Source organism: Agromyces sp. SYSU T00194 (assembly GCF_040496035.1).
Classification (GTDB): domain Bacteria; phylum Actinomycetota; class Actinomycetes; order Actinomycetales; family Microbacteriaceae; genus Agromyces; species Agromyces chitinivorans.
In genome coordinates this window covers 491391-517948 of record NZ_JBEPJZ010000002.1, presented here as the reverse complement: position 1 = coordinate 517948, position 26558 = coordinate 491391, and the positions used below count along the sequence as shown (strand labels likewise).

Annotated in this window: 29 protein-coding genes, 2 tRNA genes and 1 riboswitch; of the genes, 18 read left to right on the top strand and 13 right to left on the bottom strand. The window is 73.0% G+C overall.

The genetic code is table 11. From position 1 onward, the window contains the following. The first annotated feature begins 19 nt into the window (after positions 1–19). The 4 genes from ligA (at position 20) to gatB (ending at position 5776) form a co-directional block, all read left to right on the top strand. Positions 20–2362, top strand: a complete 2343-nt coding sequence (ligA, locus tag ABZK10_RS15240; RefSeq protein WP_353810557.1) for an NAD-dependent DNA ligase LigA — start codon at positions 20–22, stop codon at positions 2360–2362. A gap of 62 nt (positions 2363–2424) precedes the next feature. Further along, positions 2425–2724: an Asp-tRNA(Asn)/Glu-tRNA(Gln) amidotransferase subunit GatC gene (gene gatC, locus ABZK10_RS15235; protein WP_353810140.1), complete on the top strand. Its 300-nt coding sequence runs from the start codon at positions 2425–2427 to the stop codon at positions 2722–2724. Then, positions 2721–4256, top strand: a complete 1536-nt coding sequence (gatA, locus tag ABZK10_RS15230; RefSeq protein ID WP_353810139.1) for an Asp-tRNA(Asn)/Glu-tRNA(Gln) amidotransferase subunit GatA — start codon at positions 2721–2723, stop codon at positions 4254–4256. The genes gatC and gatA overlap by 4 nt, the downstream gene beginning before the upstream one ends. Continuing rightward, complete coding sequence (gatB, locus tag ABZK10_RS15225; protein ID WP_353810138.1) at positions 4256–5776, top strand: Asp-tRNA(Asn)/Glu-tRNA(Gln) amidotransferase subunit GatB; 1521 nt, start codon at positions 4256–4258, stop codon at positions 5774–5776. The genes gatA and gatB overlap by 1 nt, the downstream gene beginning before the upstream one ends. A gap of 12 nt (positions 5777–5788) precedes the next feature. Here gatB and ABZK10_RS15220 read toward each other — a convergent pair whose 3' ends face one another. Continuing rightward, entirely contained in the window at positions 5789–6154 is a 366-nt protein-coding gene (locus tag ABZK10_RS15220) for a VOC family protein (RefSeq protein ID WP_353810137.1), read from the bottom strand. A gap of 74 nt (positions 6155–6228) precedes the next feature. Here ABZK10_RS15220 and ABZK10_RS15215 point away from each other — a divergent pair, with 74 nt between their 5' ends. From ABZK10_RS15215 to ABZK10_RS15175, 9 genes are all read left to right on the top strand, one after another. After that, on the top strand, positions 6229–6666 hold the full coding sequence (locus ABZK10_RS15215; RefSeq protein WP_353810136.1) for a MarR family winged helix-turn-helix transcriptional regulator: 438 nt from the start codon (positions 6229–6231) through the stop codon (positions 6664–6666). A 146-nt stretch (positions 6667–6812) separates the two neighbouring features. Further along, entirely contained in the window at positions 6813–7397 is a 585-nt protein-coding gene (locus ABZK10_RS15210) for a hypothetical protein (RefSeq protein ID WP_353810135.1), read from the top strand. Positions 7398–7452: 55 nt separating this feature from the next. Next, entirely contained in the window at positions 7453–8715 is a 1263-nt protein-coding gene (locus ABZK10_RS15205) for a DNA polymerase IV (RefSeq protein WP_353810134.1), read from the top strand. Between the two features lie 91 nt (positions 8716–8806). Beyond that, positions 8807–9160, top strand: a complete 354-nt coding sequence (locus tag ABZK10_RS15200) for a spore germination protein GerW family protein (protein WP_353810133.1) — start codon at positions 8807–8809, stop codon at positions 9158–9160. 34 nt (positions 9161–9194) lie between these two features. Further along, positions 9195–9305, top strand: a riboswitch (TPP riboswitch). Between the two features lie 37 nt (positions 9306–9342). Next, positions 9343–9978, top strand: a complete 636-nt coding sequence (locus ABZK10_RS15195) for an ECF transporter S component (protein ID WP_353810132.1) — start codon at positions 9343–9345, stop codon at positions 9976–9978. A gap of 1 nt (position 9979) precedes the next feature. After that, entirely contained in the window at positions 9980–11449 is a 1470-nt protein-coding gene (locus ABZK10_RS15190; RefSeq protein WP_353810131.1) for an ABC transporter ATP-binding protein, read from the top strand. After that, positions 11446–12228 (top strand): energy-coupling factor transporter transmembrane component T family protein, encoded by a 783-nt coding sequence (locus ABZK10_RS15185; RefSeq protein WP_353810130.1) that lies wholly within the window; start codon positions 11446–11448, stop codon positions 12226–12228. The genes ABZK10_RS15190 and ABZK10_RS15185 overlap by 4 nt, the downstream gene beginning before the upstream one ends. Continuing rightward, the gene (locus tag ABZK10_RS15180) at positions 12221–12895 is read left to right on the top strand and encodes a nucleoside/nucleotide kinase family protein (protein ID WP_353810129.1); all 675 of its coding nucleotides are present in this window, start codon (positions 12221–12223) and stop codon (positions 12893–12895) included. Before ABZK10_RS15185 ends, ABZK10_RS15180 begins: the two co-directional genes overlap by 8 nt. Then, a complete protein-coding gene (locus ABZK10_RS15175) occupies positions 12892–13149 on the top strand; it encodes a hypothetical protein (protein ID WP_353810128.1) in 258 nt (85 codons plus the stop codon). The genes ABZK10_RS15180 and ABZK10_RS15175 overlap by 4 nt, the downstream gene beginning before the upstream one ends. Before the next feature lie 33 nt (positions 13150–13182). On the opposite strand, the gene ABZK10_RS15170 is transcribed toward ABZK10_RS15175, so the two are convergent. The 7 genes from ABZK10_RS15170 to ABZK10_RS15140 form a co-directional block, all read right to left on the bottom strand. After that, entirely contained in the window at positions 13183–14433 is a 1251-nt protein-coding gene (locus ABZK10_RS15170; RefSeq protein WP_353810556.1) for a D-alanyl-D-alanine carboxypeptidase family protein, read from the bottom strand. Between the two features lie 24 nt (positions 14434–14457). Beyond that, complete coding sequence (locus ABZK10_RS15165; protein ID WP_353810127.1) at positions 14458–14811, bottom strand: metallopeptidase family protein; 354 nt, start codon at positions 14809–14811, stop codon at positions 14458–14460. Positions 14812–14839: 28 nt separating this feature from the next. Further along, positions 14840–14915: transfer RNA gene (locus tag ABZK10_RS15160), tRNA-His, on the bottom strand. Positions 14916–14965: 50 nt separating this feature from the next. Beyond that, a complete protein-coding gene (gene orn / locus ABZK10_RS15155) occupies positions 14966–15586 on the bottom strand; it encodes an oligoribonuclease (protein WP_353810126.1) in 621 nt (206 codons plus the stop codon). Positions 15587–15596: 10 nt separating this feature from the next. Beyond that, on the bottom strand, positions 15597–16433 hold the full coding sequence (locus tag ABZK10_RS15150; RefSeq protein WP_353810125.1) for an SGNH/GDSL hydrolase family protein: 837 nt from the start codon (positions 16431–16433) through the stop codon (positions 15597–15599). A gap of 106 nt (positions 16434–16539) precedes the next feature. Next, positions 16540–16612 (bottom strand) — tRNA-Arg (locus tag ABZK10_RS15145). An 82-nt stretch (positions 16613–16694) separates the two neighbouring features. After that, complete coding sequence (locus ABZK10_RS15140; protein ID WP_353810124.1) at positions 16695–17912, bottom strand: cation:proton antiporter; 1218 nt, start codon at positions 17910–17912, stop codon at positions 16695–16697. A gap of 125 nt (positions 17913–18037) precedes the next feature. On the opposite strand from ABZK10_RS15140, the gene nadE reads away from it, so the two are divergent. Beyond that, a complete protein-coding gene (gene nadE / locus ABZK10_RS15135) occupies positions 18038–18859 on the top strand; it encodes an NAD(+) synthase (protein ID WP_353810123.1) in 822 nt (273 codons plus the stop codon). A 24-nt stretch (positions 18860–18883) separates the two neighbouring features. Here nadE and ABZK10_RS15130 read toward each other — a convergent pair whose 3' ends face one another. Both ABZK10_RS15130 and ABZK10_RS15125 read right to left on the bottom strand, forming a co-directional pair. After that, positions 18884–19606 carry a hypothetical protein gene (locus tag ABZK10_RS15130; protein ID WP_353810122.1) on the bottom strand — a complete coding sequence of 241 codons (723 nt, stop codon included), beginning with the start codon at positions 19604–19606 and terminating at the stop codon, positions 18884–18886. A gap of 70 nt (positions 19607–19676) precedes the next feature. After that, entirely contained in the window at positions 19677–20681 is a 1005-nt protein-coding gene (locus ABZK10_RS15125; protein WP_353810121.1) for an aldo/keto reductase, read from the bottom strand. A gap of 216 nt (positions 20682–20897) precedes the next feature. Between ABZK10_RS15125 and ABZK10_RS15120 the strand changes: the two genes are divergently transcribed. The 3 genes from ABZK10_RS15120 to ABZK10_RS15110 all read left to right on the top strand — a co-directional run bounded on the left by ABZK10_RS15120 (position 20898) and on the right by ABZK10_RS15110 (position 23752). Continuing rightward, entirely contained in the window at positions 20898–21392 is a 495-nt protein-coding gene (locus tag ABZK10_RS15120; protein WP_353810120.1) for a single-stranded DNA-binding protein, read from the top strand. A gap of 195 nt (positions 21393–21587) precedes the next feature. Beyond that, positions 21588–23270 (top strand): energy-dependent translational throttle protein EttA, encoded by a 1683-nt coding sequence (ettA, locus tag ABZK10_RS15115; RefSeq protein WP_353810119.1) that lies wholly within the window; start codon positions 21588–21590, stop codon positions 23268–23270. A gap of 2 nt (positions 23271–23272) precedes the next feature. Further along, complete coding sequence (locus ABZK10_RS15110; RefSeq protein ID WP_353810118.1) at positions 23273–23752, top strand: acyl-CoA thioesterase; 480 nt, start codon at positions 23273–23275, stop codon at positions 23750–23752. Positions 23753–23773: 21 nt separating this feature from the next. Here ABZK10_RS15110 and ABZK10_RS15105 read toward each other — a convergent pair whose 3' ends face one another. The 3 genes from ABZK10_RS15105 to ABZK10_RS15095 all read right to left on the bottom strand — a co-directional run bounded on the left by ABZK10_RS15105 (position 23774) and on the right by ABZK10_RS15095 (position 25733). Beyond that, positions 23774–24283 (bottom strand): hypothetical protein, encoded by a 510-nt coding sequence (locus tag ABZK10_RS15105; protein ID WP_353810117.1) that lies wholly within the window; start codon positions 24281–24283, stop codon positions 23774–23776. 4 nt (positions 24284–24287) lie between these two features. Further along, a complete protein-coding gene (locus ABZK10_RS15100; RefSeq protein WP_353810116.1) occupies positions 24288–24743 on the bottom strand; it encodes a QcrA and Rieske domain-containing protein in 456 nt (151 codons plus the stop codon). 123 nt (positions 24744–24866) lie between these two features. Further along, positions 24867–25733: an acyl-CoA thioesterase gene (locus ABZK10_RS15095; RefSeq protein WP_353810554.1), complete on the bottom strand. Its 867-nt coding sequence runs from the start codon at positions 25731–25733 to the stop codon at positions 24867–24869. Positions 25734–25833: 100 nt separating this feature from the next. On the opposite strand from ABZK10_RS15095, the gene ABZK10_RS15090 reads away from it, so the two are divergent. Continuing rightward, positions 25834–26511 carry a DUF8185 domain-containing protein gene (locus ABZK10_RS15090; protein ID WP_353810115.1) on the top strand — a complete coding sequence of 226 codons (678 nt, stop codon included), beginning with the start codon at positions 25834–25836 and terminating at the stop codon, positions 26509–26511. Positions 26512–26558 lie beyond the last annotated feature (47 nt).

The following is a 26558-nucleotide window of genomic DNA, read 5'->3' as shown; positions in this document are numbered from 1 at the left end:
TCCCGGTGACATCGAGGCGATGGACTTCGACGCGGCGCGGGCCGAGGCCGACCGGCTCTCGGAGCGCATCGAGGGGGCGCGCCTGGCGTACTACGCCGATGGCGATTCGCCGCTCTCCGACGCGGAGTACGACGAGGAGTTCCACCGGCTGGAGGCGCTCGAGCGCGCGTTCCCCGAACTCGCCGGGCAGGACAGTCCGACGCAGCAGGTCGGGGCCGCGGTCGTCGCTGCAGGGTTCCCCGAGCACGAGCACGCCGAGCGCATGCTCAGCCTCGACAACGTGTTCTCGGTCGAGGAGTTCCGCGAGTGGGCGGCGAAGGCGGATGCGGCGGCCGGCGGCGGGGTGCGCTGGCTGACGGAGCTGAAGATCGACGGGCTCGCGATCAGCCTCGCGTATCGCGACGGCGTGCTCGAGACCGCGACGACGCGCGGCGACGGCCGCGTCGGCGAGGACATCACCGAGAACGTGGAGCTGATCCCCGCGATCCCCATGCGGCTCACGGGCGACGGGTTCCCCGCGTTCTTCGAGGTGCGTGGCGAGGTCTTCCTCAGCACCGCCGACTTCGAGGCGCTGAACGATCGCCAGCGCGAGCTGCAGGCCGAGTACGAGGCGGCAGAGCTCGCGAAGGGCCGTCCGGCCGAGAAGATCCCCACGCGGTTCGCCGAATTCGCCAACGCGCGCAACACCGCCGCGGGCAGCCTCCGCCAGCGCCGCGAGAACAAGAACGCGTTCGAGCTCGGGCTCATGCGCGACCGCCTCGGCCGCCTCGCGCTGTACCTGCACGGCATCGGCGCGTGGAACGAGCCGCCCGTGGCCGCGCAGTCCGAGATCTACGACCTGCTCGCCGGGTGGGGGCTGCCCGTCTCGCCCTACGCCCGCGTGTTCGACGCGATCGACGGCGTCGCCGGGTTCATCGACCACTGGGGCGAGCACCGCCACGACGTCGAGCACGAGATCGACGGCATCGTCGTGAAGGTCGACGACCTCGCGCTGCACGACGAGCTCGGGGCGACGAGCCGCGCACCGCGCTGGGCGATCGCCTACAAGTACCCGCCCGAGGAGGTGCACACGAAGCTGCTCGACATCGTCGTCGGCGTCGGTCGCACCGGGCGCGCCACGCCGTACGCGGTCATGGAGCCGGTGAAGGTCGCAGGCTCCACCGTGCGGCAGGCGACGCTGCACAACCAGGACGTCGTGAAGGCCAAGGGCGTGCTGATCGGCGACACCGTGGTGCTCCGCAAGGCGGGCGACGTCATCCCCGAGATCCTCGGGGCGGTCGAGCAGCTGCGCGACGGCACCGAGGTCGAGTGGCACATGCCCGAGGCCTGCCCCGAGTGCGGCACGACGCTGCGCGCGATGAAGGAGGGCGACATCGACCTCCGCTGCCCGAACGCGCGGGCCTGCCCGGCGCAGGTGCGCGGCCGGGTCGAGCACATCGGGTCGCGCGGTGCGCTCGACATCGAGGCGCTCGGCGAGGTCACCGCGGCCGCCCTCACGCAGCCCGAGGTGCCCGAGGTGCCGCCGCTCGTGACCGAGGCCGGGCTGTTCGACCTGACCGTCGAGGAACTGGTGCCGATCGAGGTGATCGTCCGCGACGCCGAGACCGGCGAGCCGAAGGTCGACGAGGCCACGGGCGAGCCGGTCCGGCGCGCCCCGTTCCAGAAATGGAGCGCGGCCGCCTACCCGCCCGGCACCGAGCACCTGACGCCTGCCGAGCGCCGGGCCGCGGGCATCCGCAAGGACCATCGCGAGCTGCTGCCCTCCGAGGCGGCCACGCGGCTCGTCGACGAGCTCGACCGCGCCCGCACCAAGCCGCTCTGGCGGCTGCTGGTGTCGCTCAACATCCGCCACGTCGGCCCGGTCGCCGCGCGCGCACTCGCCGATCACTTCGGCTCGCTCGACGCGATGCGCGAGGCCACCCGGGAGCAGCTCGCCGAGGTCGAGGGTGTCGGCCCGACCATCGCCGACTCGCTGCTCGACTGGTTCGACGTCGACTGGCACCGCGAGATCGTCGACCGGTGGACGGCCGCAGGCGTGCAGTTCGCCACCCCGGGGCATCCGGGTCCCGGCGCCGCAGCCGCCGCCGGCGGCGTGCTCGCGGGCCTCACCGTCGTCGCCACCGGCACCCTCGACGGCTTCAGTCGCGAGGGGGCCAAGGAGGCCATCATCGCGGCCGGTGGCAAGGCCGCGTCGAGCGTCTCGAAGAAGACCGACTTCGTGGCCGCGGGCCCCGGTGCGGGTTCGAAGCTCGCCAAGGCGGAGGAGCTCGGCGTACGGGTGCTCGACGCCGCGCAGTTCGCGGTGCTGGTGACCGAGGGCCCCGACGCCCTGCCCCCGGTGGAGCCCGCCGCCGCGGACTGATCCGGGCGCCCGGCCCGACTAGAATCGCTGACGCATCCCCCTCCCCGACACGACGGAGCAGCATGTCCGACATCACGGCGGAGCAGGTCGCCCACCTCGCGAACCTCGCCCGCATCGCGCTCACCGACGACGAGGTGACGAGCCTCACGAAGGAACTCGGCCAGATCATGCAGGCCGTCGAGAAGGTGAGCGAGGTGGCGACCCCGGACGTGCCGGCGACCAGCCACCCGATCCCGATGCAGAACGTCTTCCGCGACGACGTCGTCGGCCCGACGCTCACCCCGGCCGAGGCCGTCTCGGGCGCGCCCGAGCACGACGGCTCGCGCTTCAAGGTCTCCGCGATCCTGGGGGAGGAGCAGTGAGCACCGACCTCACCCGTCTCGGGGCAGCCGCCCTCGCCGACGCCCTCGCGAGCGGCGAGGCCAGCTCGGTGGACGCCACCCGCGCCCACCTCGAGCGCATCGAGGCGGTCGACTCCTCGGTGCACGCCTTCCTGCACGTGGCGGCGGATGCCGCACTGGCCGATGCCGAGCGCGTCGACCGCGCCCGCGCCGCGGGCGAGCCGCTCGGGCCGCTGGCCGGCGTGCCGATCGCCATCAAGGACGTGCTCGTCACGAAGGACATGCCGTCGACCGCGGGCTCGCGCATCCTCGAGGGCTGGATCCCGCCCTACGACGCCACCCCGGTGGCACGCGTGCGCGAGGCCGGACTGATCCCCCTCGGCAAGACGAACATGGACGAGTTCGCCATGGGCTCCTCGACCGAGCACTCCGCGTACGGCCCTACGTACAACCCGTGGGACCTCGAGCGCATCCCCGGCGGGTCCGGCGGCGGCTCGGCCGCGGCCGTCGCCGCCTTCGAGGCGCCGCTCGCGCTCGGCAGTGACACGGGCGGCTCGATCCGCCAGCCTGCGCACGTGACCGGCACGGTCGGCGTGAAGCCGACCTACGGCGGCGTGAGCCGCTACGGCTCGATCGCGCTTGCCTCGTCGCTCGACCAGGTCGGACCGGTGACCCGCACGGTGCTCGACGCCGCGCTGCTCCACGACGTGATCGGCGGGTACGACCCGCACGACTCCACCTCGATCCCCGACCCGTGGCCGTCGATGGCAGACGCCGTGCGCAACGCCGACGTGCAGGGCCTGAAGATCGGCGTCATCCGCGAACTCGACGGCCAGGGCTTCCAACCCGGCGTGCTCGCCCGCTTCCACGAGTCGCTGGCCCTGCTCGAGCGCAACGGCGCCGAGATCGTCGAGGTGAGCGCCCCGCACTTCGAGTACGCCATCGCCGCGTACTACCTGATCCTGCCCGCCGAGGCGTCGAGCAACCTGGCGAAGTTCGACTCGGTGCGCTTCGGCCTGCGGGTCACCCCGCCCGGCGGCGGCACCGTCGAGCAGGTGATGGCCGCGACCCGCGAGGCCGGCTTCGGCCCCGAGGTCAAGCGCCGCATCATCCTCGGCACCTACGCGCTCTCCGCCGGCTACTACGACGCGTACTACGGCAGCGCGCAGAAGGTGCGCACGCTCGTGCAGCGCGACTTCGACGCCGCGTTCGCCTCGGTGGACGTGCTCGCGTCGCCGACCGCGCCGACCACCGCGTTCAAGCTCGGCGAGAAGCTCGACGACCCGCTGTCGATGTACCTGAACGACGTCGCGACGATCCCGGCGAACCTGGCCGGCGTGCCGGGCATCTCACTGCCGTCGGGACTCGCCGACGAGGACGGGCTGCCCGTGGGCATCCAGTTCCTGGCTCCGGCCCGCGAGGACGCGCGCCTGTACAACGTCGGTGGCGCGCTCGAGCGCCTGCTCGAGGCGGAGTGGGGCGGGCCGCTGCTCGACCGCGCACCGTCGCTCGCCCCCACCGAGATGACCGCCGCCGAGGAGGGTGCCGTCTGATGGCCCGCGCAGAACTGATGGACTTCGACCAGGCACTCGAGCTCTTCGAGCCGGTCATCGGCCTCGAGGTGCACGTCGAGCTCAACACCCGCACGAAGATGTTCTCGCCGGCGCCGAACCCGGCGAACGCCGCGTACCACGACGCCGAGCCGAACACGCTCGTCTCGCCGGTCTGCCTCGGCCTGCCGGGCTCGCTGCCGGTCGTGAACGGCGACGCGGTGCGCAAGTCGATCAGCCTGGGCCTCGCGCTCGGCTGCAGCATCGCGGAGTCGAGCCGCTTCGCACGGAAGAACTACTTCTACCCCGACCTCGCGAAGGACTACCAGATCTCGCAGTACGACGAGCCGATCGCGCACGACGGCGAGGTCGAGGTCGAGATCTCCGACGGCCGCGTCTTCCGCGTGCCGATCGAGCGCGCCCACATGGAGGAGGACGCCGGCAAGCTGACCCACGTCGGCGGCGCCACCGGCCGCATCCAGGGCGCCGAGTACTCGCTCGTCGACTACAACCGCGCCGGCGTGCCGCTCGTCGAGATCGTGACGCGTCCCATCTTCGGTGCCGAGGCGGATGCCCCGGAGGTCGCGAGGGCGTACGTGTCGACGATCCGCGACATCGCGCTCTCGCTCGGCATCTCCGAGGCCCGCATGGAGCGGGGCAACCTCCGCTGCGACGCCAACGTGTCCCTCCGCCCGCGCGGACAGGAGGCGCTCGGCATCCGCACCGAGACCAAGAACGTGAACTCGTTCCGTTCGATCGAGCGCGCCGTGCGCTACGAGATCCAGCGCCAGGCGGCGATCCTCGCGAAGGGCGGCTCCATCACGCAGGAGACCCGCCACTGGCACGAGGACACCGGCACCACGAGCCCGGGCCGGCCGAAGTCCGACGCCGACGACTACCGGTACTTCCCCGAGCCCGACCTGCTGCCGGTCGTGCCGGCAGCCGAGCTGGTCGAGGAGCTTCGCGCCGCGCTGCCCGAGGCGCCCGCCGCGCGGCGGCGGCGCCTGAAGGCCGAGTGGGGCTTCACCGACCTCGAGTTCCAGGACGTCGCCAACGGCGGCCTGCTGAACGAGGTCGCCGAGACCATCGGCGCGGGCGCGACGCCGGCCGCCGCCCGCAAGTGGTGGACCGGTGAGGTCACCCGCCTCGCGAACGCCGCCGACACCGACGCTGCGAGCCTCGTGACGCCTGCCCAGGTGGCCGAGCTGGCCGCCCTGGTCGACGCCGGCACGCTCACCGACCGCTTGGCGCGTCAGGTGCTCGAGGGCGTCGTCGCGGGCGAGGGCTCGCCCCAGGAGGTCGTCGATGCGCGCGGGCTGGCGGTCGTCTCCGACGACGGTCCGCTCATCGCGGCCATCGACGAGGCGCTCGCCGCCCAGCCCGACGTGCTCGCGAAGATCCGCGACGGCAAGGTGCAGGCCGCCGGCGCGATCATCGGCGCGGTCATGAAGGCCATGCGTGGCCAGGCGGATGCCGCGCGCGTGCGCGAGCTCATCCTGGAGCGCGCCGCGGCCGACGCGTAGGTCCCGGCGGGCTCAGGCCCGCTCGTGCACGGTGACGGCGTAGCCGTCCGGGTCCTGGAACGTGAACGCCAGCCCGAACGGCGTCGGCTCGGGCGCACGCACGATCGGCGTGCCCGCGGCGGCGAGGTCGTCGTGGAGCGACTGCACCTCCTGGCCGGCCAGCCAGAGTGCGACGCCGTTGCCGGGGCGTCCGTCGTCGAGGTCGACGCCCGGCAGCGGCTCGCGCACCGCGAACGGCACCGGCACGGTGGCGAACACGACCGCGCCGCCGGGCGCGGCCGGAGCGCGGCGCAGCCCGAGGGCGGACTCGTAGAACGTCGCGGACCGCTCCAGGTCGCGGACCTGCAGGGCGATGAAGTCGGGACCGGTGATGGCCATGGGGTTCTCCTGTTCCTCGGGGCATCCTGTATGTCAGGAGCCTGACACCGATCACCGTATGACAGGCTACTGACATGGCCCTCGAGCAGCCCGACCTCGGCGCCCTAGTGGGGTACCGGTTGAAGCACGTGCAGTCCCTGCTCCGCGCCCGCATGGACGGCGAGCTCCGCCCACTCGGCCTCACCACGCCGCAGTACGTCTGCCTCGAGCTGCTGAGCCGCACACCGGGCGCCTCCAACTCCGAGCTGGCGAGGGGCGCCTTCGTCACCCGGCAGACGATGAACGCGCTGCTGGTCGCGCTCGAGCACCGAGGGCTGATCGTTCGCGCCGAGCGCGCGCCGACGGGGCGGGCGCTGCCGACGAAGCTGACCCCGGCGGGCGCCGAGATGCTCGCGCGAGCGGCGGACGTCGTCGGCGCGATCGAGTCGCGCATGATCGGCGGACTCTCGAGCGAACAGGTCGCCGGGCTCCAGTCCGCGCTGGCGGCGTGCGCGGAGGCCCTCGAGGCCTAGAGCACCGGTGCACGTCCGGGCGCCCACCGGCGGGCTCTGCTCGACACGCCGGAGCATGGCGCACGTCGAGCACCCTCCCAGCCGGCTCGCGGGTGCGCTGCCTAGGCTGGCACGTCCAGCCACCTCCGCACGGAAGCGAGACGCACATGGGATTCCTCGACCGACTGCTCGGCCGCGACGAGCCGCAGTACCCCGCTTCGACGCCGCCGCGGGCGCCCGGGAACCGGCAGCTCTCCGAGGACGAGCTGGCCGTCGAGCGCTACCGCTACCTGCTGCGCACCGCACCGCCCGAGGCGATCGAGCAGGCGCACCAGGAGGCGTTCGCGAAGCTGACGCCGGAGCAGCGCAGGCTCGTCTACCGGCGCCTCTCCGAGGAGGCGGCGGCGGGCGACGCACCCGCGAGCGAGCAGCCCGGCGACCTGGCCCGCTCGGCCACGCGATCGGAGCTGCGCGATCCCGGATCCATGGAGCGCACCTTCGCCGAGCGCGGTGCGAACGGCCCCTCGTTCGGGCAGATGTTCGGCAGCTCCATGCTCGGTACCATCGCGGGCTTCGTCATCGGCTCCGCCATCGCGAACGCGTTCCTGCCCGACGCGTCGGCCTTCGACGCCGGTGCGACGGACGCGGGGGCGACGGATGCCTCGGCCGACGCGTCCGGCGGCGACTGGGGTGGCGACGGCGGCGGATTCGGTGACTTCGGCGGTGACTTCGGCGGGGACTTCGGGTTCTGACCCGCAGCACCGCGCGGGCGCCGATCGCGACGGCGGTCGGCGTTACGCTCGCATCATGAGCAGGCAGGACGGCAGCGGCCGGCAGGTCACGACCGGACCGGTCGACGACTCCGGCACGCCCATCCTGCACGTCGACATGGACGCCTTCTTCGCGTCGGTCGAGCTGCTGCGCCGTCCCGAGCTCCGGGGCAAGCCCGTGATCGTGGGCGGCGGAGGCCAGCGCGGCGTCGTCTCGGCGGCGAGCTATGAGGCCCGCAAGTACGGCGTCTACTCGGCCATGTCGATGGCGCTGGCCCTCCGCAAATGCCCGAACGCCGAGGTCGTGCCGGTCGACATGCCGCGCTACGCGGCGGTCTCGAAGCAGGTCATGGCCATCTTCGAGGAGATCACGCCGCACGTCGAGAAGCTCTCGATCGACGAGGCCTTCCTCGACGTCTCGGGCGCACGCCGCCTGCACGGCTCGCCCGCCGAGATCGCCTGGACCATCCGCACCCGCGTGCGCGAGGAGCTCGGGCTGCCCTGCTCGGTCGGGGTCGCCGCGACGAAGTTCGTCGCGAAGGTGGCATCCGGCCGCGCCAAGCCCGACGGGCTGCTCGTCGTGCCCGCCGACCGCACGCTCGCGTTCCTGCACCCGCTGCCGGTGTCGGCGCTCTGGGGCGTCGGGCGCGTCACCGAGGAGTCGCTCGCGCGGCTCGGGCTGCGCACCGTCGCCGACGTCGCCGCGACCCCGCTCGAGGCGCTCGAGCGGGCGGTCGGGCCGGCGGTCGGCAACAAGCTGCACCTCCTGTCGCACGGCGTCGACCCGCGCGACGTGTCGACCGAGCGCGTCGAGAAGAGCATCGGCCACGAGCAGACGTTCCGCCACGACCTGACCGACCCCGACGACCTCCGCCGGGTGCTGCTGCGCCAGTCGGAGGACGTCGCCGTGCGCCTGCGCCGGGCCGGGCTGCTGGGTCGCACGATCGTGCTGAAGCTGCGCTACACCGACTTCCGCACCGTGACCCGATCGCGCACCCTCGGAGAGCCGACGGATGTGGCGAAGCGCATCTACGACGAGGTGTGCGCCGCGCTCGACGCGCTCGACGTGGTGGGGGAGCGCGTGCGCCTGGTCGGCGTGCGTGCCGAGCAGCTGCGCCCCTCCGGTGCCGCCGCGAGCCTCTGGGACCCCGACGAGGACTGGCGCGCGGCCGAGCGCACGGTCGACCGGCTCACCGAGCGGTTCGGCCGCGGTGCCGTGCGCCCCGCGGCACTCGTGCGACGCGGCGAGCACGACCGCGTGGAGCCGCAGCGCGGCGCGGTCGACCCGTTCCTCGGCTGACCGGCGGCTTCGCGGCATCCGCCCGCCCCGGGGCATCCGATCGACCTTCGGCCCTAGCCCGACGCGCCCGGTGCGGGGTAGCGTGGCCGCCATGGCTGATCTCGCGCTCGAACTGTCGAAGGCCGCCGGCGACGCCGGCATCAAGGCCGTCTACGGTGATCCCGTCACCATCGAGGGCACGACCCTCATCCCCGTCGCGCTCGCGTACTACGGGTTCGGCGCGGGCAGCGCCGAGGGTGAGGCGTCCGGCTCCGGCTCGGGCAGCGGCGGCAAGGGCAGCGGCGGCGGAGGCGGCGGGCTGTCCATTCCGGTCGGCGCATACGTGGGCAAGGACGGCGAGACGCACTTCGAGCCGAACGTCGTCTCGCTCGTCGCCGTGAGCATCCCGTTCGTCTGGGTCGCCGGCCACGTGCTCGCGCGCATCATCAAGGTGCTGAAGAAGTAGCATCCGCCGACCCGCCCGACCGCGGGTCTATACTCGTCTCGAACACGGGAGTCCGGTGAGCCGGGCTGAGAGGAAGGTTCTCCAACCTTCGACCGTCGAACCTGATCTGGATCATGCCAGCGCAGGGAGGCAGAGACGTTCTCATTCCCGTGCCGCTTTCACCGAGAGAAAGGGCACGAACAGTGCACGCAACCACGTCCACCACCCCCTCCACCGGAACGGGCCGTCCGGCCCGATCGCTCCGCTGGCGCGTCGTCGACATCGTCGTCGCCAGCGTCGTGGGCGTCGCCGTCGGCGTCGTCTTCTGGGCCTGGGGCCTCGCCTGGAACGGCGTCAGCGCGCCGATCGAGGCGCTCCTGCCCGGCCTGCAGGCCGCGCCGGCCGCCGTCTGGCTGATCGCCGGCGTGCTCGGCGCGCTCATCATCCGCAAGCCCGGCGCGGCGCTCTACACCGAGACCGTCGCGGCGGTCGTGTCGGCCCTCATCGGCAGCCAGTGGGGCGGCTTCCTCACCATCGAGGCCGGCCTGGTGCAGGGCCTCGGCGCCGAGCTCATCTTCCTGCTGTTCCTCTACCGGAAGTGGAACCTGCCCGTCGCCCTCCTCGCGGGTGCGGGTGCCGGACTCGCCATGGCGATCAACGACCTCGTCCTCTGGTACGCCGGAGCCGCACCCGCGTTCGCGACCATCTACGCGATCTCCGCGGTGGTCGGCGGCGCGGTCATCGCCGGCCTGCTGTCCTGGCTCGCCGTGCGCGGCCTCGCCTCGACCGGGGCCCTCAGCCGGTTCGCCGCCGGCCGCGAGGCACGGGTCGCCGACTGACGTGACCGTCGCAGGCACCCACGCCGCCGCCCCCGCCGCGGTCGTCGCCGACGGCTGGGGGTGGCGGCACGCGGGCCGCCGGTCGTGGGCGGTTGACGCGCTCGAGCTGCGGATCGCACCGGGGGAGCGCGTCCTGCTGCTCGGGGCATCCGGCTCCGGCAAGTCCACCCTGCTGCACGGCCTCGCGGGCGTGCTCGGGGGCGAGGAGGAGGGCGACGCGCGCGGCCGCCTGCTCGTGGGCGGACGTCCCGCAGCCGCGGGCACTGCCGCGCTCGTGCTGCAGGACCCCGACGCCCAGGTCGTGCTCGCCCGCGTCGGCGACGACGTCGCGTTCGGCTGCGAGAACCTCGGGGTGCCGCGCGAGCAGATCTGGCCGCGCGTACGCGAGTCGCTCGACGCCGTCGGGCTCGACCTGCCGCTCGACCACCCGACCTCGCACCTCTCCGGCGGGCAGAAGCAGCGGCTCGCCCTCGCCGGCGCGCTCGCGATGCGCCCCGGGTTGCTGCTCCTCGACGAGCCGACCGCCAACCTCGATCCCGCGGGTGTGCGCGAGGTGCGCGACGCCGTCGACCGCGTGACGCGCGAGTCGGGCGCCACGCTCGTCGTCGTGGAGCACCGCGTCGACGCCTGGCTGCCGGTCGTCGACCGCGTGGTGGTGCTCGGCCCCGCCGGAGCGGTCGTCGCCGACGGCGCGCCGGGCGAGGTGCTCGCGCGGCGCGCCGACGAACTGGCCGCCGACGGCATCTGGCTGCCCGGGCGCCGACTGCTGCCCGACCGCGATCCGCAGGCCGGCGGCGCCGTATTGCTCGACGCCGACGACCTCGGCGTGGGGCGCGCTCCGGCGACGGCGGTGCTGTCCGGTGTGGACCTCGAGGTGCGTGCGGGCCGGGCGACCTGCGTGACCGGTCCCAACGGCATCGGGAAGTCGACGCTCGCCCTCGCCCTCGCGGGGCTGGTCGCGCCCGTGGAGGGCCGGCTCGAGGCATCCGCCGCCCTCGCCCGCGGCGCCGCAGCCGAGCCGCACCGCTGGCGCTCGAAGCAGCTGCTCTCCCGCATCGGCACGGTCTTCCAAGACCCCGAGCACCAGTTCCTCACCGGACGCGTGCGCGACGAACTCGCCGTGGGACCCCGGGCGCAGCGCGTGGCCGACGCCGAGATCCGCACCCGGGTCGACGAGTTGCTCGCGCGCCTGCGGCTCGACCGCTTCGCCGAGGCCAACCCGTACACGCTCTCCGGCGGGCAGAAGCGACGCCTCTCCGTGGCGACCGTGCTCGCCTCGCGCCCGGACGTGCTCGTGCTCGACGAGCCGACCTTCGGGCAGGACGCCACGACGTGGGCGGAGCTCGTGACGATGCTCGGCGGCCTCCGCGACGACGGCCACGCGCTCGTCGCGGTCACCCACGACGAGCAGGTCGTCGATGCGCTGGCCGACCACCGACTCGACCTCGCACCCGAGGGGGTGCGCGCGTGAGCCTCCTCGACGCGCGCGGCGGCACGACCTGGGTCGGCCGTCGCAACCCCGTCGCGAAGGTCGCCGCGACGGTGCCGCTCAGCCTCGCCCTGCTGCTCACGCTCGACCCGGTGTCGGCGGGCACGGCCATCGTGCTCGAGGTCGCGCTGTTCTGGGCGGCCGGGCTCGGGGCGCTCGTCTTCTCGGCCCGCACCGCGGTCGTGTGGGTCGCGGGGCCGCTCGCCGGCGTCAGCATGCTGCTCTACGGCCGCACCGGCGGAACGGTCTACTTCGAGTGGGGCCTGATCCAGGTCTCCGAGGGGTCGGTGCAGATCGGGCTGTCGACGGCCGCGCGCGTCGTCGCGATCGCGCTGCCCGCTGTGGTGCTCTTCCTCACCATCGATCCGACCGACTTCGCCGACGGGCTCTCCCAGACCCTGCGCCTTCCGGAGCGGTTCGTGCTCGGCGCACTCGGCGCGCTGCGTCTGGTGGGCCTCTTCATCGACGACTGGCGGGCACTCGCGCTCGCCCGGCGCGCACGCGGCGTGGGCGACCGCTGGATCGTGCCTCGGCTCGTCGGCCAGGCCTTCGGCCTGCTCGTGCTCTCGATCCGGCGCGGCTCGAAGCTCGCGACCGCGATGGAGGCGCGCGGGTTCGGCGCCGACACCGCGCGTTCGCACGCCCGCGACGTGCACTTCGGGGGCGCGGAGGTGTGGCTCATCGCCGTCGGCCTGCTGGTCGCGGTGGCGTGCGTGGTCGTCGCCGTGGCATCCGGAACCTGGAACTTCGTCCTTGGCTGAGCGACTCGCCCCCGCAGTGGCCGCCCGTCGGCTGGCGACGCGGCTGCGGGCGGACCCCGGCGCGCTCGTGCTCGTCGACGGGCCGAGCGGCGCGGGCAAGTCGAGCTTCGCCGACGCGGTGCTCGGCCTCGTCGGCGCGCAGCGCGTGGCGCTCGTGCGGCTCGACGCGCTCTACCCGGGCTGGGACGGGCTCGCGGCGGGCTCGGAGGCCGTTCGACGCGGCATCCTGCAGCCGCTGGCCCGCGGTGCCGCCGGGCGATGGCGCCGCTGGGACTGGATGCACGACCGCCCCGCCGAGGCCCACCTCGTGCGCCCGGGCGTGCCGCTCCTGGTCGAGGGCTGCGGCGCGTTCGGCCGCCCGCCGCTCGCCCGGGTGCCAGACCCGTCGAAATGCTGCGTTCTGAGCCCCGAGAGCGCAGGTCTTCGACGGGTCTCGGAACCTGCGCGGGAGCGGGTCGTGCGGGTGTGGGTCGAGGCGGGTGAGGATGCCCGCAGGCGACGTGCGCTCGCACGCGACGCGGGCGCGTTCGACCCGCACTGGGCGCGGTGGGAGCGACAGTGGCGCGCCTACGTGTGCGCGGCCGCCCCGCGCGCACGGGCCGACCTCGTGGTCGACGGGGCGTGGCCGTTCCCCCGGGCGACCCCGAGGACTACGGTGGGGACATGAACGCACCGGCAGAATCGGAGCACTACACCGCCGAGTTCCTGGACGGCCCGCTCGAGGGCCAGTCGGAGCAGCGGATCCTCGTGCAGGGCGAGTACGAGCGCCGACTGGGCATGATGGCGGCCGTCGACGGCCTCGAGTCGCTGTTCTGGTACGACGCGGTCGAGGAACGCGACGTGGGCAGCATGGTCCACGTGCGGTACCGGTTCGACGCGACGGACTCCGATCCCGTCGAGCACGACGACGAGAACGACTGAGCCGACCGAGCCTCCGGCCGCACCCGACCGGCGTCAGCCGCTGAAGAAGGCGTCGAACATCGGCCCCGGGTGGGTCAGGCGCCAGATCGGCCCCGGGTCGCGGATCGCCGCGTCGAGCTCGAGTGCGGTCGTGACGTCTCCGTCGGCGGTCGGCACCGTCACCTGCCCGACCTGGTCGCCGGCCGAGCCCGTGCTGAACGGGTCGACCACGACCTCGGGCTCGCCACTCGCGTCGTTCCACGCGGGTTGCGTGCGATCGCTCGCGGCGACGGCCTCGGCACGGTCGCCCCACGGCGCCGTCAGCACGGCGTAGGTGTCGCCTGCGGTGATCACCGTCACCTCGTCGTCGACGACGCGCAGTTCCTCGATGGCGGTCGTGACCGCGGGGTCGAGCGTGTCGTAGTCGGGCATGCGCAGGAAGGCGCCCGCGAGCACGCGCACGTCGTCGCCCTGCCCGAACGTCGTCAGGAACACGAAGCAGAGCCCGGCCTGGTCGGTGAACGAGCGCGAGAGCCCGCGCACGCCGTCGGACTCGAGGTGCGCCGAGACGTCGGGAACCGTCCGCTCGCCGTAGGTGCGGTCGTCGGCGGTGGCGAGGATGTCGACCAGTGCGGGCTCGACCGCGACGAACGCGGCGAGCCGCGCGGCATCCGCCGCCGTGCCGGTGTTGTCGTCGGAGAGGCCCGTCGCGTCGACGACGGTCGTGTCGGCGAGCCCGTGCTCGGCGAGCCACGAGGTGGCGGCGATGGCGTATCCGTCGACCGATCCGAACGCCCAGCGCGCCAGCCCGTCGGCGTGGTTGTTGCTCGACCCGAGCACGACGGCGCGCAGCATGTCGCGCAGCGACCAGGTGTCGCCCGGCGTCGTCGGCACGGTGCGGGCGCCCGCCTTGCGGTAGTCGACGTACGCCTCGTAGTCGGCCGGCGTCACGGGCACGTCGGGCCCGGCCTCGCCCGCGGCGAGTGGGCTGTGCTCGAGCACCGTGAGGGCGAGCACCAGCTTCGCCACGCCCGCGAACGGCACGGCCTCCTCGATGCCCGCCTCGGCGAGCGTGACCGACTCGGCCGCGGTCTCGGGGGAGTCGGGGTCGACCACGACGACCGCGGAGGCGCCCGCCTCGGGCAGCTGCACCTCGACGGTGCCGGCCGCCTCGGCGCCGGGATCGACGGCCTGCACGGCCACCGCGGGCAGGGGACCGAGCAGCGTCGCCGGGCCGTAGAGGCCGAGGCCGATGATGGCGAGCGCGCCGACGCCGATGAGCAGCGCACGCAGGGGACCGGGCATCACCCGACGATCGTATCCGGAGGATCAGGCCCAACCGAGCTCGTGGAGCCGCTCGTCGTCGATTCCGTAATAATGGGCGATCTCGTGCACCAGCGTGACGTGGATCTCGTCGCGCAGCTGGTCGAGGTCGTCGCACGCGTCGAGCAGCCCGAGCCGGTAGAGGACGATGCGGTCGGGCATCTCGCCGAAGCCGTATCGATCGCGCTCGGTGACGGCGACGCCCTCGTACAGGCCGAGCAGCTCGAGCGAGCCGTCCTCGGGGGTGTCCTCGACGACGAACACGACGTTCTCGAGCCCGTCGACCATGTCGTCGGGCAGTGCGTCGAGCTCGTCGACGACGAGCTGTTCGAAGGCCTCCTCGTCGAGCTCGAGTGCCATCAGCGCTCCTCGCCGGGAGGGGAAGAAGTGGGGTGAGTAACGGGGCTTGAACCCGCGACCTCCTGGACCACAACCAGGCGCTCTACCAACTGAGCTATACCCACCATGCGGACTCGCTCGACGCGCTGTCGAACGAGGCAACTCGACGACTTTACTACACCTTTGCTGTGAACTCGTTCACGACGGCCTCCGAGATCTTGCCGAGCTCGTCGCTCGTGGGGCCGGGGTCGGCGACGAAGACCGCGCGACGGTAGTACCGCAGCTCGCGGATCGACTCGAGGATGTCGGCGAGCGCCCGGTGCCCGCCGTTCTTGGCCGGTGCGTTGAAGTAGACGCGCGGGAACCAGCGGCGGGCGAGCTCCTTGATCGACGACACGTCGACGTTGCGGTAGTGCAGGTGCGCGTCGAGGCGCGGCATGTACTTCGCGAGGAACATGCGGTCGGTGCCGATGGTGTTGCCGGCGAGCGGGGCCTTCTGCTCCTCCGGCACGTGCGCGAGCACGTACTCGAGCACCTCGTACTCGGCCTCGGCGACGCTCTTGCCGGCGGGGATCTCCTCGATCAGGCCCGAGTCGGTGTGCATCTTGCGCACGAAGTCGCCCATGTGCTCGAGGGCGGATGCATCGGGCTTGATGACGATGCTGAGCCCCGCGTCGACGGGCTCCAGGTCGTAGTCGGTGATGACCACCGCGATCTCGACGAGCTCGTCGACCTCGAGGTCGAGGCCCGTCATCTCGCAGTCGATCCAGACGAGCCGATCTCCGGAGGTTCCCATGGGCCCGAGTCTAGTGCGGCCCGCCGTCGGCGAGCCCGGCGTGCGCGATCGGCGCCGGGTACGGGCGCTTCGGCATCCGGCCGTCGCCGCTCGAGATGCGCCGCATGCGGCGGCCGAGCCACGGCAGCGCGTGCACCACGAACCAGCGGGGGAGCGAGAGGGTCGGGTCGGGCGGATGCGACGGGGTCGACCCCGCCCCGCCCGCGGCCGGCGATCGTGCGTGAGTCGCCGACTCGGCGTACGGCACGCCCAGCGCGTGCGACGCGCGGCGCGCGAGCGCCCGGTGGCCCTCGCTGCTCAGGTGCACCCGGTCCTCGGCCCACATCGACTGCCGGCGGAACTCGGCCGCGCCCCAGAGGTCGAGCACTGCGGCGCCGTGGCGTCGGGCGATCGTCCAGACGTGCGCGTTGAACACCGCGGCGCGGCCACGGAACGGGCGGAGGAAGAACGCGAACTGCGGATCGAAGCAGTTCGCGAGCAGCACCGTCGCTCCGGAGGCGCGCAGCCGGGCGACGACGGATTCCAGGGCCTCGGCCACCTGGTCCGGGTCGGCGGCCGGGCTCATCAGGTCGTTCCCGCCGATCATGACCGAGACGAGGTCGGCGCCGACGTCGATCGCGCGGGGGACCTGGTCGCGCGCGGCATCCGCGACCCTGCTGCCGCGCACGGCGAGGTTGCCGAAGTCGAACCGCTCGCCCGCGAGGCGCGCGTGACCGTCGAGGATCACGGCGAGCCGGTCGGCCCAGCCGTGCCAGCGGTCGTCGCCCCGTGGTCCCGCCGGATCGCCGAGGCCCTCCGTGAGCGAGTCCCCGATGGCGACGTACCGGTGCCAGCTGTGCGTGTCCACGTCGTCATGGTCGCGCGCGACGGTGACGTGACGGTGACCGGGCGGCGCCGGATCGCGAACGTTCCCCGACCGTTCGCCCGACGTACACCGCGCCGCGCCGATGCGGTGCCCCCGGCAGGACTCGAACCTGCGACCGACAGATTAGAAGGCTGCTGCTCTATCCGCTGAGCTACGGGGGCCGGTGCCGACCAGCCTACCGGGCGAGCCGCTCCGGTCCGCCCGCACCCGGTCGGGAGACGCCGCGGGGCGCGGCCGACGGGCTCAGGCCACGATCGGCACGTCGACGTCGTCGGGGCCGGTCGTCGGGGCATCCGACGACCGCCGCCGCAGGGCCAGCGCCACGAGCGGGAAGATCAGCACCGACAGCATGCCCGCGCCGACGAGCGCGGCCGCCACGTCGGTGCCGAGGTCGCCCTGGTCGACGCCGATCGCCGTGACCGCCACGATGATCGGCAGTCCGGTCGCGCCGTACAACGCCATGGCGCCGCGGTCGAGCCAGTTCGACCCGCGCGGGAGCGAGAGCAGGCTCGGCAGCCCGCGCAGCAGGAGCAGCGCGAGCAGGAACACGGGCAGCAGCGCGAGCGACCGGGGGGAGGAGAGGAGGGCCTCGACATCGAACGTGACGCCGGTGTAGATGAAGAAGACCGGCACGAAGACGCCGAACGCGACGGCCTCGAGCTTCGACTCGATGACCTCCGACTCGTGCTCGCCGAGGCCGTTGATGAGGAGTCGGTAGAGCACGCCCGCGGTGAAGGCGCCGAGCAGCATGTCGAGTCCCAGTGCGATGCTGACGCCCACGAGGGCGAGCGTCACCACCATGAACAGCCGCACCGCGAACTGCCCGCTGGTGTGCAGCGATGCGCGCACGAGCCGCTCGAACTCCGCACCCACGCCGCGGGAGGCGCCCCAGATGGCGAGCCCTGCCACGACGGCGAAGCCGAGCAGCACGAGGGAGCCCTGCAGCGGCGTGCGGCCCGAGAGGAAGATCGAGATGGCGATGAGCGGTGCGAACTCGCCCACCGCGCCGACCGCGGTCACGGCGATGCCGAACGGGCTGCGCAGGTCGCCCGCGTCGCGCAGCATCGGCAGGATCGTGCCGAGCGCCGTCGAGGTCAGCGCGATCGCGATGAACACCGCCGCGCCGGGGTGCTGGGCGATGAGGAAGCTCAGCCCGAGCGCCGCGCCGAGCGAGACGAGCCACCCGGCCAGGGCGGTGCGCGAGGGGCGCCCGCGGATCTTGCGGAAGTCGATCTCCGACCCCGCCAGGAAGAAGAGCATTGCCAGCCCGAAGTTGGCGATGAGGTCGGTGTGCTCGTCGATCGTCACCCAGCCGAGGACGTCGGGGCCCGCGACGATGCCGAGCACGATCTCGAAGACCACGACGGGGATGGCCAGCCAGGTGCCGATGAGCCGGGCGACGAGCGGCGCGACCACGCCGATCGCGACGATGATCACGAGGTTGGCGACGGTGATCTCCATGGCGTGCATCCCCCCGGGCGGCGGGCCCGGCCGGGCCCTCGGCATCGATGATGCCATCGGAGCGGGAGCGGATGCCACGCGCCGTGCGTTTCCTCCCGGTAACACGGCGGCGCTAGCCTCGTCCCATGCGCGAACTGCAGGCGAGGATCATCGCAGAGCTGAACGTGAAGTCCGCTATCGAACCGGCCGCAGAGGTGCGCGCGCGGGTCGACTTCCTCAAGGAGTACCTGCGCGCGACCGGCGCGCACGGGTTCGTGCTCGGTATCAGCGGCGGGCAGGACTCGGCCCTCGCGGGCCGGCTGTGCCGGCTGGCCGTGGCCGAGTTGCTCGAGGAGGGCACGGCTGCGCGGTTCGTCGCGGTGCGCCTGCCGTACGCGGTGCAGCACGACGAGGACGACGCCGCGTTCGCCCTCGAGTGGATCCAGCCGCAGGAGCAGCTGACCTTCAACATCCAGCGCGGCGTCGACGGCCTCACGGCCGAGTACGGCGATGCCGCGGGCGCGCCGCTCAGCGACCACGGCAAGGGCAACATCAAGGCGCGTGCACGCATGGTCGCGCAGTACGCGATCGCGGGCGAGGACGCCATGCTCGTGGTCGGCACCGACCACGCGGCGGAGGCCGTCACCGGATTCTTCACGAAGTACGGCGACGGCGGCGCCGACATCCTGCCGCTCACCGGCCTCACCAAGCGCCAGGGCCGCGCGGTGCTCGCCCACCTGGGTGCGCCCGAGCGCATCTACCTCAAGACCCCGACGGCCGACCTGCTCGACGGCGACCCGGGGCAGGCCGACGAGGCGAACCTCGGGCTGACCTACGCCGACCTGGACGCATTCCTCGAGGGCGAGGAGATCGACGCGGGCACGGCCGAGCTCATCGAGGCGCGCTACCTGCAGACCGAGCACAAGCGGCAGGTGCCGGTCTCGATGTTCGACGACTGGTGGCGCTGACGCGGGAGCCCGCGGCCCGGGTCGCTAGCGTGCGGTGGGCGTGCTCCCGGTCGGCGTGGCGTCCTGGCGGGGCTGGGGCGCACCCACGCTGACCGGGCTCTGCTCCGCGGTGTCGGACGCGGACGCGGGAGCCGCAGGAGCCGGGGGAGTCGTGTCGCCCGAGGCATCCGCTCGCGTGCCCGCGTAGCGCTCGTGGTGCTGGCGCGCGACCCACTCGTCCTGCTGGTCGACGGCGGCCTGCTCGGGATCGGCGCCCTGCGTGCGCCACCGCTCGAGGTCGCTCTGGAACTGCCGGCGCATGCGTGCCGGGCGACGCTGCCACTCGACCATGCGGTCGCGGAACTCGCCCACGGCAGGGTCGAGCTGGTAGCCGAACGTGGCGGAGGCGCGCTTCAGTTCGTGCAGCTGGTGCGAGGCCCAGTTCGCCGCGACGTCGGCGCCCTTCACCGGCAGCAGCCGCAACCGCACGTCGGCGAGGCCCACGGCGCGGTCGGAGAGCACCTGCTCCTGCGGGGTCAGGGAGTTCCAGACGGATGCCTCGGTCGCGGCGTCCACCAGCGCGGCGACCGCCGACGATCGGAGCTCGCGCTCCTGCCGGGTGACGATGCCCCGCACGGCGGAGCGTGCGATCCAGGCCGCGAGGAGCCCGGAGACGAGCACCGCGAGGAAGAGCACCGCCGCCGTCAGGAGGACGGGGCGGGTCTCGGGGTCGAAGAACCAGTCCGTGAATGCGTTCCACCACTGCATGCCCGCAGGCTACGTCGGCGCGCGGCGGAAGCGGTGGAGGCGCGCCCGAGGAGTGCTCAGGTCCGCCGCGTCAGCCGAGGCGCGTGCCGTGCGCCGCGAACGGCTCGATCGCGGCGATCTCGTCGTCGGTGAGGGCCGGTGCGTCGAGCGCGGCGAGGTTCTGCTCGAGTTGCGACACGCTGGAGGCGCCGATGAGGGCGCTCGTCACCGTGGGCACCCGCAGCACCCAGCTCAGCGCGAGCTGGGCCACCGACTGGCCGCGCGCTGCGGCGATGTCGCGGAGCCCGCGCACCCGCTCGAGGTACTCGGCGCTGATCTGCGACTCCGAGAGGAAGCGGCTGGTCGCCGCGCGGGAGTCGCTCGGGATGCCGTCGAGGTAGCGCTCGGTCAGCATGCCCTGCGCGAGCGGAGAGAAGACGATCGCGCCGGTGCCGAGGTCGTCGAGTGCGTCGAACAGGCCCCCCTCCGGCGTGCGGTCGAACATCGAGTAGCGCGGCTGGTGGATCAGCAGCGGCACGCCGAGGTCGGCGAGCGCGGCCTGCGCGGCGCGCGTCTGCTCGGGGTCGTAGTTCGAGATGCCGACGTAGAGCGCCTTGCCCTGCGTCACCGCCGAGGCGAGCGCGCCCATCGTCTCCTCGATCGGCGTGTCGGGGTCGGGGCGGTGCGAGTAGAAGACGTCGACGTAGTCGAGCCCGAGGCGGGCCAGGCTCTGGTCGAGCGACGAGAGCAGGTACTTGCGCGAGCCCCACTCGCCGTAGGGACCGGGCCACATGTCGTACCCGGCCTTGCTCGAGACGATCAGCTCGTCGCGGTACGGCGCGAGGTCGGTGGCGAGCAGGCGCCCGAAGTTCGCCTCGGCGCTGCCGGGCGGTGGGCCGTAATTGTTCGCGAGGTCGAAGTGGGTGACGCCCAGGTCGAACGCGCGCCGCACGATCGCGCGCTGGGTGTCGAAGCCGCGCTCGTCGCCGAAGTTGTGCCAGAGCCCGAGCGAGAGCCCCGGCAGGCGCAGCCCGCTGCGGCCCACCCGCCGGTAGTCCATCGAGTCGTATCGGGTATCGGCGGCGACGTAGTCCATGCCCGCAACTCTAGGGCCGCGACGACCACGGCTCCTCCACAGCGGTTGCGTCGGCGGTCGGGCGGATGCCTCGCGGCCGATGCGGCCCTCGCCGCCGCTCGTGCGACGAGACTCGCAGCGCGACCCGGAGGGCGGGTTCCGGCACGAGCCCCGTCCTCCGGCGTCGCGGCCGGGCGTCGGCCCGGTCGCATCCGTGACTGCAGAGAGGAACCCACCATGCACGACAGCATCACCCTCGTCGGCACGCTCGGCACCGAGCCCGAGCACCGCGTGATCTCCGGCGGCGTCGAGCTCACCACCTTCCGGCTCGCGACCGGCGGCCGCCGGTTCGACCGCCCGACCCAGCAGTGGGTCGATGCCGAGGCCAACTGGTACACGGTCAGCGCGTTCCGCCGCCTCGGGGTGCACGCGGCCGAGTCGCTCTCGCGCGGCGACCACGTCGTCGTGGCGGGCAGGCTCAAGGTGCGCTCGTGGGAGGCGGGCGACCGGCGCGGCATCGCGGTCGACGTGGAGGCCGACGCGATCGGGCACGACCTGCGCTGGGTGCGCACCGTCGCCGAGCGGCCGGAGCGACCGACCGCGGAGGAGACCGCCGCGGAGCAGGCGGGCGCGACGTCGACGCGCGGCGAGGCGCCGGACGGCGGTGACGCGTTCCTGCCGGCCGACGGCTGGGCCGCCCCGCTGTCGTCGGAGGGTGCGCCGCGGTCCTGACGCATCCCGGCGACCGCCGGCCGCACGCGGTTCGGCGGCGGGGCCGTGCCACCGGGGCGACGTGGGTAGGCTTGGGGGAGCGCCGTGCCGCGGGGGTGACCCGTGCGCCGGCACCCCAGACGTGGCGGCCGATCGTGGCCGCGAGGGGTTCGCGAGCGCGAGCCCGGAACACGACCCAAGAGGAGAATCACCCCGGTGGCGGAATACATCTACTCCATGGTGCGCGCCCGCAAGGCGGTCGGCGACAAGGTCATCCTGGACGACGTGACGATGGCGTTCCTGCCCGGCGCCAAGATCGGCGTCGTGGGCCCGAACGGCGCGGGAAAGTCCACGATCCTGAAGATCATGGCCGGCCTCGACCAGCCCTCGAACGGCGACGCGCGACTCTCGCCCGGCTACAGCGTCGGCATCCTCATGCAGGAGCCCGAGCTCGACGAGTCCAAGACGGTGCTCGAGAACGTGCAGGAGGGCGTCGGGCCGATCAAGGGCAAGATCGACCGGTTCAACGAGATCTCGGCCGCCATGGCCGACCCCGACGCCGACTTCGACGCCCTGCTGGCCGAGATGGGCACGCTGCAGGAGGACATCGACGCGGCGGACGCGTGGGACCTCGACTCGCAGCTCGAGCAGGCGATGGACGCACTGCGGTGCCCGCCGTCGGACGCCTCGGTCGCGCACCTCTCCGGCGGTGAGAAGCGGCGCGTGGCGCTGTGCAAGCTGCTGCTCAGCAAGCCCGACCTGCTGCTGCTCGACGAGCCCACCAACCACCTCGACGCCGAGAGCGTGCTCTGGCTCGAGCAGCACCTCGCCAAGTACCCCGGCGCCGTGCTCGCCGTCACGCACGACCGGTACTTCCTCGACCACGTCGCGGAGTGGATCTGCGAGGTCGACCGCGGGCGCCTCTACCCCTACGAGGGCAACTACTCGACCTACCTCGAGAAGAAGGAGGAGCGCCTCCAGGTCCAGGGCAAGAAGGACCAGAAGCTCGCCAAGCGCCTGAAGGACGAGCTCGAGTGGGTGCGGTCGAACGCCAAGGGCCGCCAGGCGAAGTCGAAGGCGCGCCTCGCCCGCTACGAGGAGATGGCCGCGGAGGCCGAGCGCACCAGGAAGCTCGACTTCGAGGAGATCCAGATCCCGCCGGGGCCGCGCCTCGGCCAGGTCGTGCTCGAGGCCAAGAACCTGAAGAAGGGCTTCGGCGACCGCACGCTCATCGACGGCCTGAGCTTCACCCTGCCGCGCAACGGCATCGTCGGCATCATCGGCCCGAACGGCGTCGGCAAGACCACGCTGTTCAAGACCATCGTCGGCATGGAGCCGCTCGACGGCGGCGACCTGAAGGTCGGCGAGACGGTCGACATCTCGTACGTGGACCAGTCGCGCGGCGGCATCGACCCGAAGAAGACGCTCTGGGAGGTCGTCTCCGACGGCCTCGACTACATCCAGGTCGGCAAGACCGAGGTGCCGAGCCGTGCGTACGTCTCCACCTTCGGGTTCAAGGGGCCCGACCAGCAGAAGCCCGCGGGCGTGCTCTCGGGCGGCGAGCGCAACCGACTGAACCTCGCGCTCACCCTCAAGCAGGGCGGCAACCTGCTCCTGCTCGACGAGCCGACCAACGATCTCGACGTCGAGACGCTCGGCAGCCTCGAGAACGCGCTGCTCGAGTTCCCCGGCTGCGCCGTGGTCATCACCCACGACCGGTGGTTCCTCGACCGCATCGCGACGCACATCCTCGCCTACGAGGGCACGGAGGAGAACCCGTCGTACTGGCACTGGTTCGAGGGCAACTTCGAGGCGTACGAGGCGAACAAGATCGAGCGCCTCGGCCCCGACGCGGCCAAGCCTCACCGGTCGACCTACCGCAAGCTCACGCGCGACTGAGCATGCGCCTGCACGTGCCCATCCGGCTGCGCTGGTCGGACCTCGACGCCTACGGGCACGTGAACAACGCCGAGATGCTGCGCCTCCTCGAGGAGGCGCGCATCGAGGCGTTCTGGGTGAGCCACGACGCGCGCGACGCGGCCGTCGGCGCCTCGACGGCCGTCATCGACGGTCGCCCGGGCGCCGACACGATCACGCTCATCGCGCGGCAGGAGGTCGAGTACCTCGCGCCCGTGCCGTACCTGCGCTCGCCGCTGGACGTCGAGCTCTGGATCGCCAACATGAGCGGCGCGCGGCTCGACGTCTGCTACGAGGTGTTCGCCCCGGTCGGCAGCGAGCCGCGCACGCTCTACGCGCGGGCCGCGACGACCATCGTGCTGGTCGACGCGGCGAGCGGCCGGCCGCGTCGCATCAACGACCACGAACTCACCGCGTGGACGCCCTACCAGGACGAACCGCTGCGCTTCCGCCGCCGCTCCTGACGGCGGGGCCGATGCCGCGCGTCAGTCGTCGAGCGGCGTCTCGCTGAACGAGCCCTCCCAGACGGCGCGCGCGCCCGAGTCGCCCGCGAGCACCGTCGCGACCGTCGCGCCGGTTCCCGCGACCAGCGCGAGCACCGTCAGCACGATGCCCATCGTGACACGCACGCCGCGCGCGGGCGCCCCGCCCCGACGCGATCCGACCTGCTCGACGCGGTCCCAGATCGCGACCATCGCGGTCACCGCCGCGAGGCCGATCGTCCAGGGCAGGACGGTCTCGCCGAGGTCGGCGTGCTGCTCGATGAGCGGTGCCTCCGGCACGCGCTCCTCGAGCCACTCGCCCGCCTCCTGTGCGACCGCGACGAGCGCCACCGAGAGCGCGGCGAGCACCAGCAGCGGGGTCCAGAGCACGCGCCTGGCGGCCGGCCATGCGGCCGCCACCACGAGCGCCAGCGCGAGCACGGGCACCGCGACCACCGCGAGGTGCACGATCAGCACGTGTGCGGGCAGTCCCGCGACGATGAACGAATCCACCGGGTCAGCCGGCCACGACGTCGTCGCCGTCGACGCTCACGGCGACCGCGGGAAGCGGCTCGAGCGCCGGGCCGTTGACCACGTCGCCCGTCGCGGTGTCGAACCGCGACCCGTGGCACGGGCACACGAACGCGGCCTGCTCGACCCCGACGACGCACTGCTGGTGCGTGCAGATCGCGCTGAAGGCGACCACGTCGCCCTCGGTGGGCTGCGCAAGCAGCACCGGGTTGCCGTCGACGCTGGCCGAGATCGCCCCGCCGACGGGGATGTCCGAGACCGAGGCGATGACCGTGCCGGCTGCGACGCCGGCGTCCGGCGTCGACGAGGCGTCCTCCGACGCGCCACCGTCGCCCGTGCCGTCCGTCGGGCTGCAGCCGGCGAGCAGCGCCGCGCCGCCGGCGATCCCGCCGGCACCGAGCGTGAGCGCCGTCCTCCGCGTCAGTCGTCCCGCGTCACCCATCGTGCCTCCTCGATCCACCGGTCGTGGGGGCCATTCTGCCGTGGTCCGAGACCCGATCAGCGGATCCTCGGCGAGTGTTCAGCTTTCGGGGTCGCGCGGCGCCGCTGCCCCGCATCCGCCGCCTCAGTCGCGCGCCGCGGCCGGCACGCGCACCATGCCCTCCTGCGCGACGCTCGCGACGAGCACGCCGTCGCGACTGTAGATGCGGCCGGTCGACAGCCCGCGGCCGCCCCCGGCGCTCGGCGACTCCTGCACGTAGAGCAGCCAATCGTCGACGCGCACGTCGCGGTGCCACCACATGGCGTGGTCGAGGCTCGCGACCTTCAGCCCCGGCGTCGCCCAGGGGATGCCGTGGCGGCGCAGCACGGGCTCGAGGATCGAGTAGTCGCTGACGTAGGCGAGCGCGGCCCGGTGCAGCTTCTGGTCGTCGCCGATCGTGCCGAGCGCGCGCAGCCAGACGGCCTGGTGGGGTACGCGCGGCCCCTCGACCGAGAGGTAGATGGGCGAGGGCACGTGCCGCATGTCGAACGGCCGCTCGGTGGCCCAGTGCCGCGCGATCGCGTGGTCGACGTCGCTGAGCACGTCGGCGGCGGTCGGGAGCGACTCGGGGTCCGGGATGTCCGCGGGCATGTCGACCTGGTGGCTGATGCCGTCATCGGAGTCCTGGAACGATGCGATCATCGACAGGATCGGCAGCCCGGCCTGGTACGCCTGCGTGCGCCGGGTCGAGAACGACCGCCCGTCGTGGATGCGGTCGACGGCGAAGGTGATGTGGTCGTTCACGTCGCCGGGCCGCAGGAAGTAGCCGTGCATCGAGTGCACCGCGCGGTCCTCCGGCACGGTGTGCGACGCGGCCATGAGCGACTGCGCGAGCACCTGCCCGCCGAACACGCGTCCCCGCGGCATCCACTGCGAGGGGCCGGTGAAGATGTCCTCGTCGGTCCGCGCCGCGGTGTCGGTGAGGTGGAGCGTTGAGAGCAATCCGTCGATCGGTCCGTTCACGGGGCCTCCACGTGTCGGGGTGGTGCGGTGGGCGCGCCCCGCCCGAGGCGGAACCCGAGCGATGCTCTTGGTAGTTTAGGGAGCAGAGATGAGCGAATCGATCCACCTCGCCGACCGCCTGTCGCTCGGCGACCTCCAGACCTACCTCGGACGGGCTGCGCGTGTCGACGACGGCTCCGTCCGGATCATCGGCGGGTCCGGCATCCTCGCGGTCTACACCGCGATCCTGTACCCGAGGGGCATCCTCGACGAGACCCCGACGGTGCTCGGCCTGCGCACCTTCTCGCTGGCCGACCGCGCGGAGTTCGACGACGTCGTGCCCATGCGGTCGCTCACCATGCGCGTCGAGGACGCGCTGACCCGGTCGGGCGACGGCGAGGCGGCCGTGCCGTTCACGCGCCCGCACGGGGTGAGCACCGTGACCTGGGCGGGCATCTCGCCCCCGCGCGGCGGCTGGGTGCCGCACGACCCGGTGCCGCAGCAGGTGCTCGAGGATGCGGCCCGCATCGGCATCGCCGAGGTCGCCGACGTCGTGCCCGAGAACTCCGGCGAGCAGATCGTCGAGAAGGTGCGCTCGCAGGTCTGGGGCCGCCCCATGGAGGGGCTCGAGTTCGTGCCGGCGGGTGCCGCGTTCGCCGCGCTCAGCCTCGGGTTCCTCGGCGGCGACGAGGACGTGGCGATCTTCGAGACCGGTCCCTGGACGCGCCTGTCCACGCGTCGCGGCCACGTGCTCGTGCGGCGTCGGGCGTGGTCGCTGAAGGGCTGAGCGAGCGGATGCCCCCGGGGCGCGCCGTCCGGCACGCCCCGCGTCGC

Bases quoted from the DNA above. Each gene is read 5' to 3' on its own strand.
- ligA (WP_353810557.1), top strand. From the start codon at position 20: ATGGACTTCGACGCGGCGCGGGCCGAGGCCGACCGGCTCTCGGAGCGC.
- gatC (WP_353810140.1), top strand. From the start codon at position 2,425: ATGTCCGACATCACGGCGGAGCAGGTCGCCCACCTCGCGAACCTCGCC.
- gatB (WP_353810138.1), top strand. From the start codon at position 4,256: ATGGCCCGCGCAGAACTGATGGACTTCGACCAGGCACTCGAGCTCTTC.
- ABZK10_RS15220 (WP_353810137.1), bottom strand. From the start codon at position 6,154: ATGGCCATCACCGGTCCCGACTTCATCGCCCTGCAGGTCCGCGACCTG.
- ABZK10_RS15215 (WP_353810136.1), top strand. From the start codon at position 6,229: ATGGCCCTCGAGCAGCCCGACCTCGGCGCCCTAGTGGGGTACCGGTTG.
- ABZK10_RS15210 (WP_353810135.1), top strand. From the start codon at position 6,813: ATGGGATTCCTCGACCGACTGCTCGGCCGCGACGAGCCGCAGTACCCC.
- ABZK10_RS15205 (WP_353810134.1), top strand. From the start codon at position 7,453: ATGAGCAGGCAGGACGGCAGCGGCCGGCAGGTCACGACCGGACCGGTC.
- ABZK10_RS15200 (WP_353810133.1), top strand. From the start codon at position 8,807: ATGGCTGATCTCGCGCTCGAACTGTCGAAGGCCGCCGGCGACGCCGGC.
- ABZK10_RS15175 (WP_353810128.1), top strand. From the start codon at position 12,892: ATGAACGCACCGGCAGAATCGGAGCACTACACCGCCGAGTTCCTGGAC.
- ABZK10_RS15170 (WP_353810556.1), bottom strand. From the start codon at position 14,433: ATGCCCGGTCCCCTGCGTGCGCTGCTCATCGGCGTCGGCGCGCTCGCC.
- ABZK10_RS15165 (WP_353810127.1), bottom strand. From the start codon at position 14,811: ATGGCACTCGAGCTCGACGAGGAGGCCTTCGAACAGCTCGTCGTCGAC.
- orn (WP_353810126.1), bottom strand. From the start codon at position 15,586: ATGGGAACCTCCGGAGATCGGCTCGTCTGGATCGACTGCGAGATGACG.
- ABZK10_RS15140 (WP_353810124.1), bottom strand. From the start codon at position 17,912: ATGGAGATCACCGTCGCCAACCTCGTGATCATCGTCGCGATCGGCGTG.
- nadE (WP_353810123.1), top strand. From the start codon at position 18,038: ATGCGCGAACTGCAGGCGAGGATCATCGCAGAGCTGAACGTGAAGTCC.
- ABZK10_RS15130 (WP_353810122.1), bottom strand. From the start codon at position 19,606: ATGCAGTGGTGGAACGCATTCACGGACTGGTTCTTCGACCCCGAGACC.
- ABZK10_RS15125 (WP_353810121.1), bottom strand. From the start codon at position 20,681: ATGGACTACGTCGCCGCCGATACCCGATACGACTCGATGGACTACCGG.
- ABZK10_RS15120 (WP_353810120.1), top strand. From the start codon at position 20,898: ATGCACGACAGCATCACCCTCGTCGGCACGCTCGGCACCGAGCCCGAG.
- ABZK10_RS15110 (WP_353810118.1), top strand. From the start codon at position 23,273: ATGCGCCTGCACGTGCCCATCCGGCTGCGCTGGTCGGACCTCGACGCC.
- ABZK10_RS15100 (WP_353810116.1), bottom strand. From the start codon at position 24,743: ATGGGTGACGCGGGACGACTGACGCGGAGGACGGCGCTCACGCTCGGT.
- ABZK10_RS15090 (WP_353810115.1), top strand. From the start codon at position 25,834: ATGAGCGAATCGATCCACCTCGCCGACCGCCTGTCGCTCGGCGACCTC.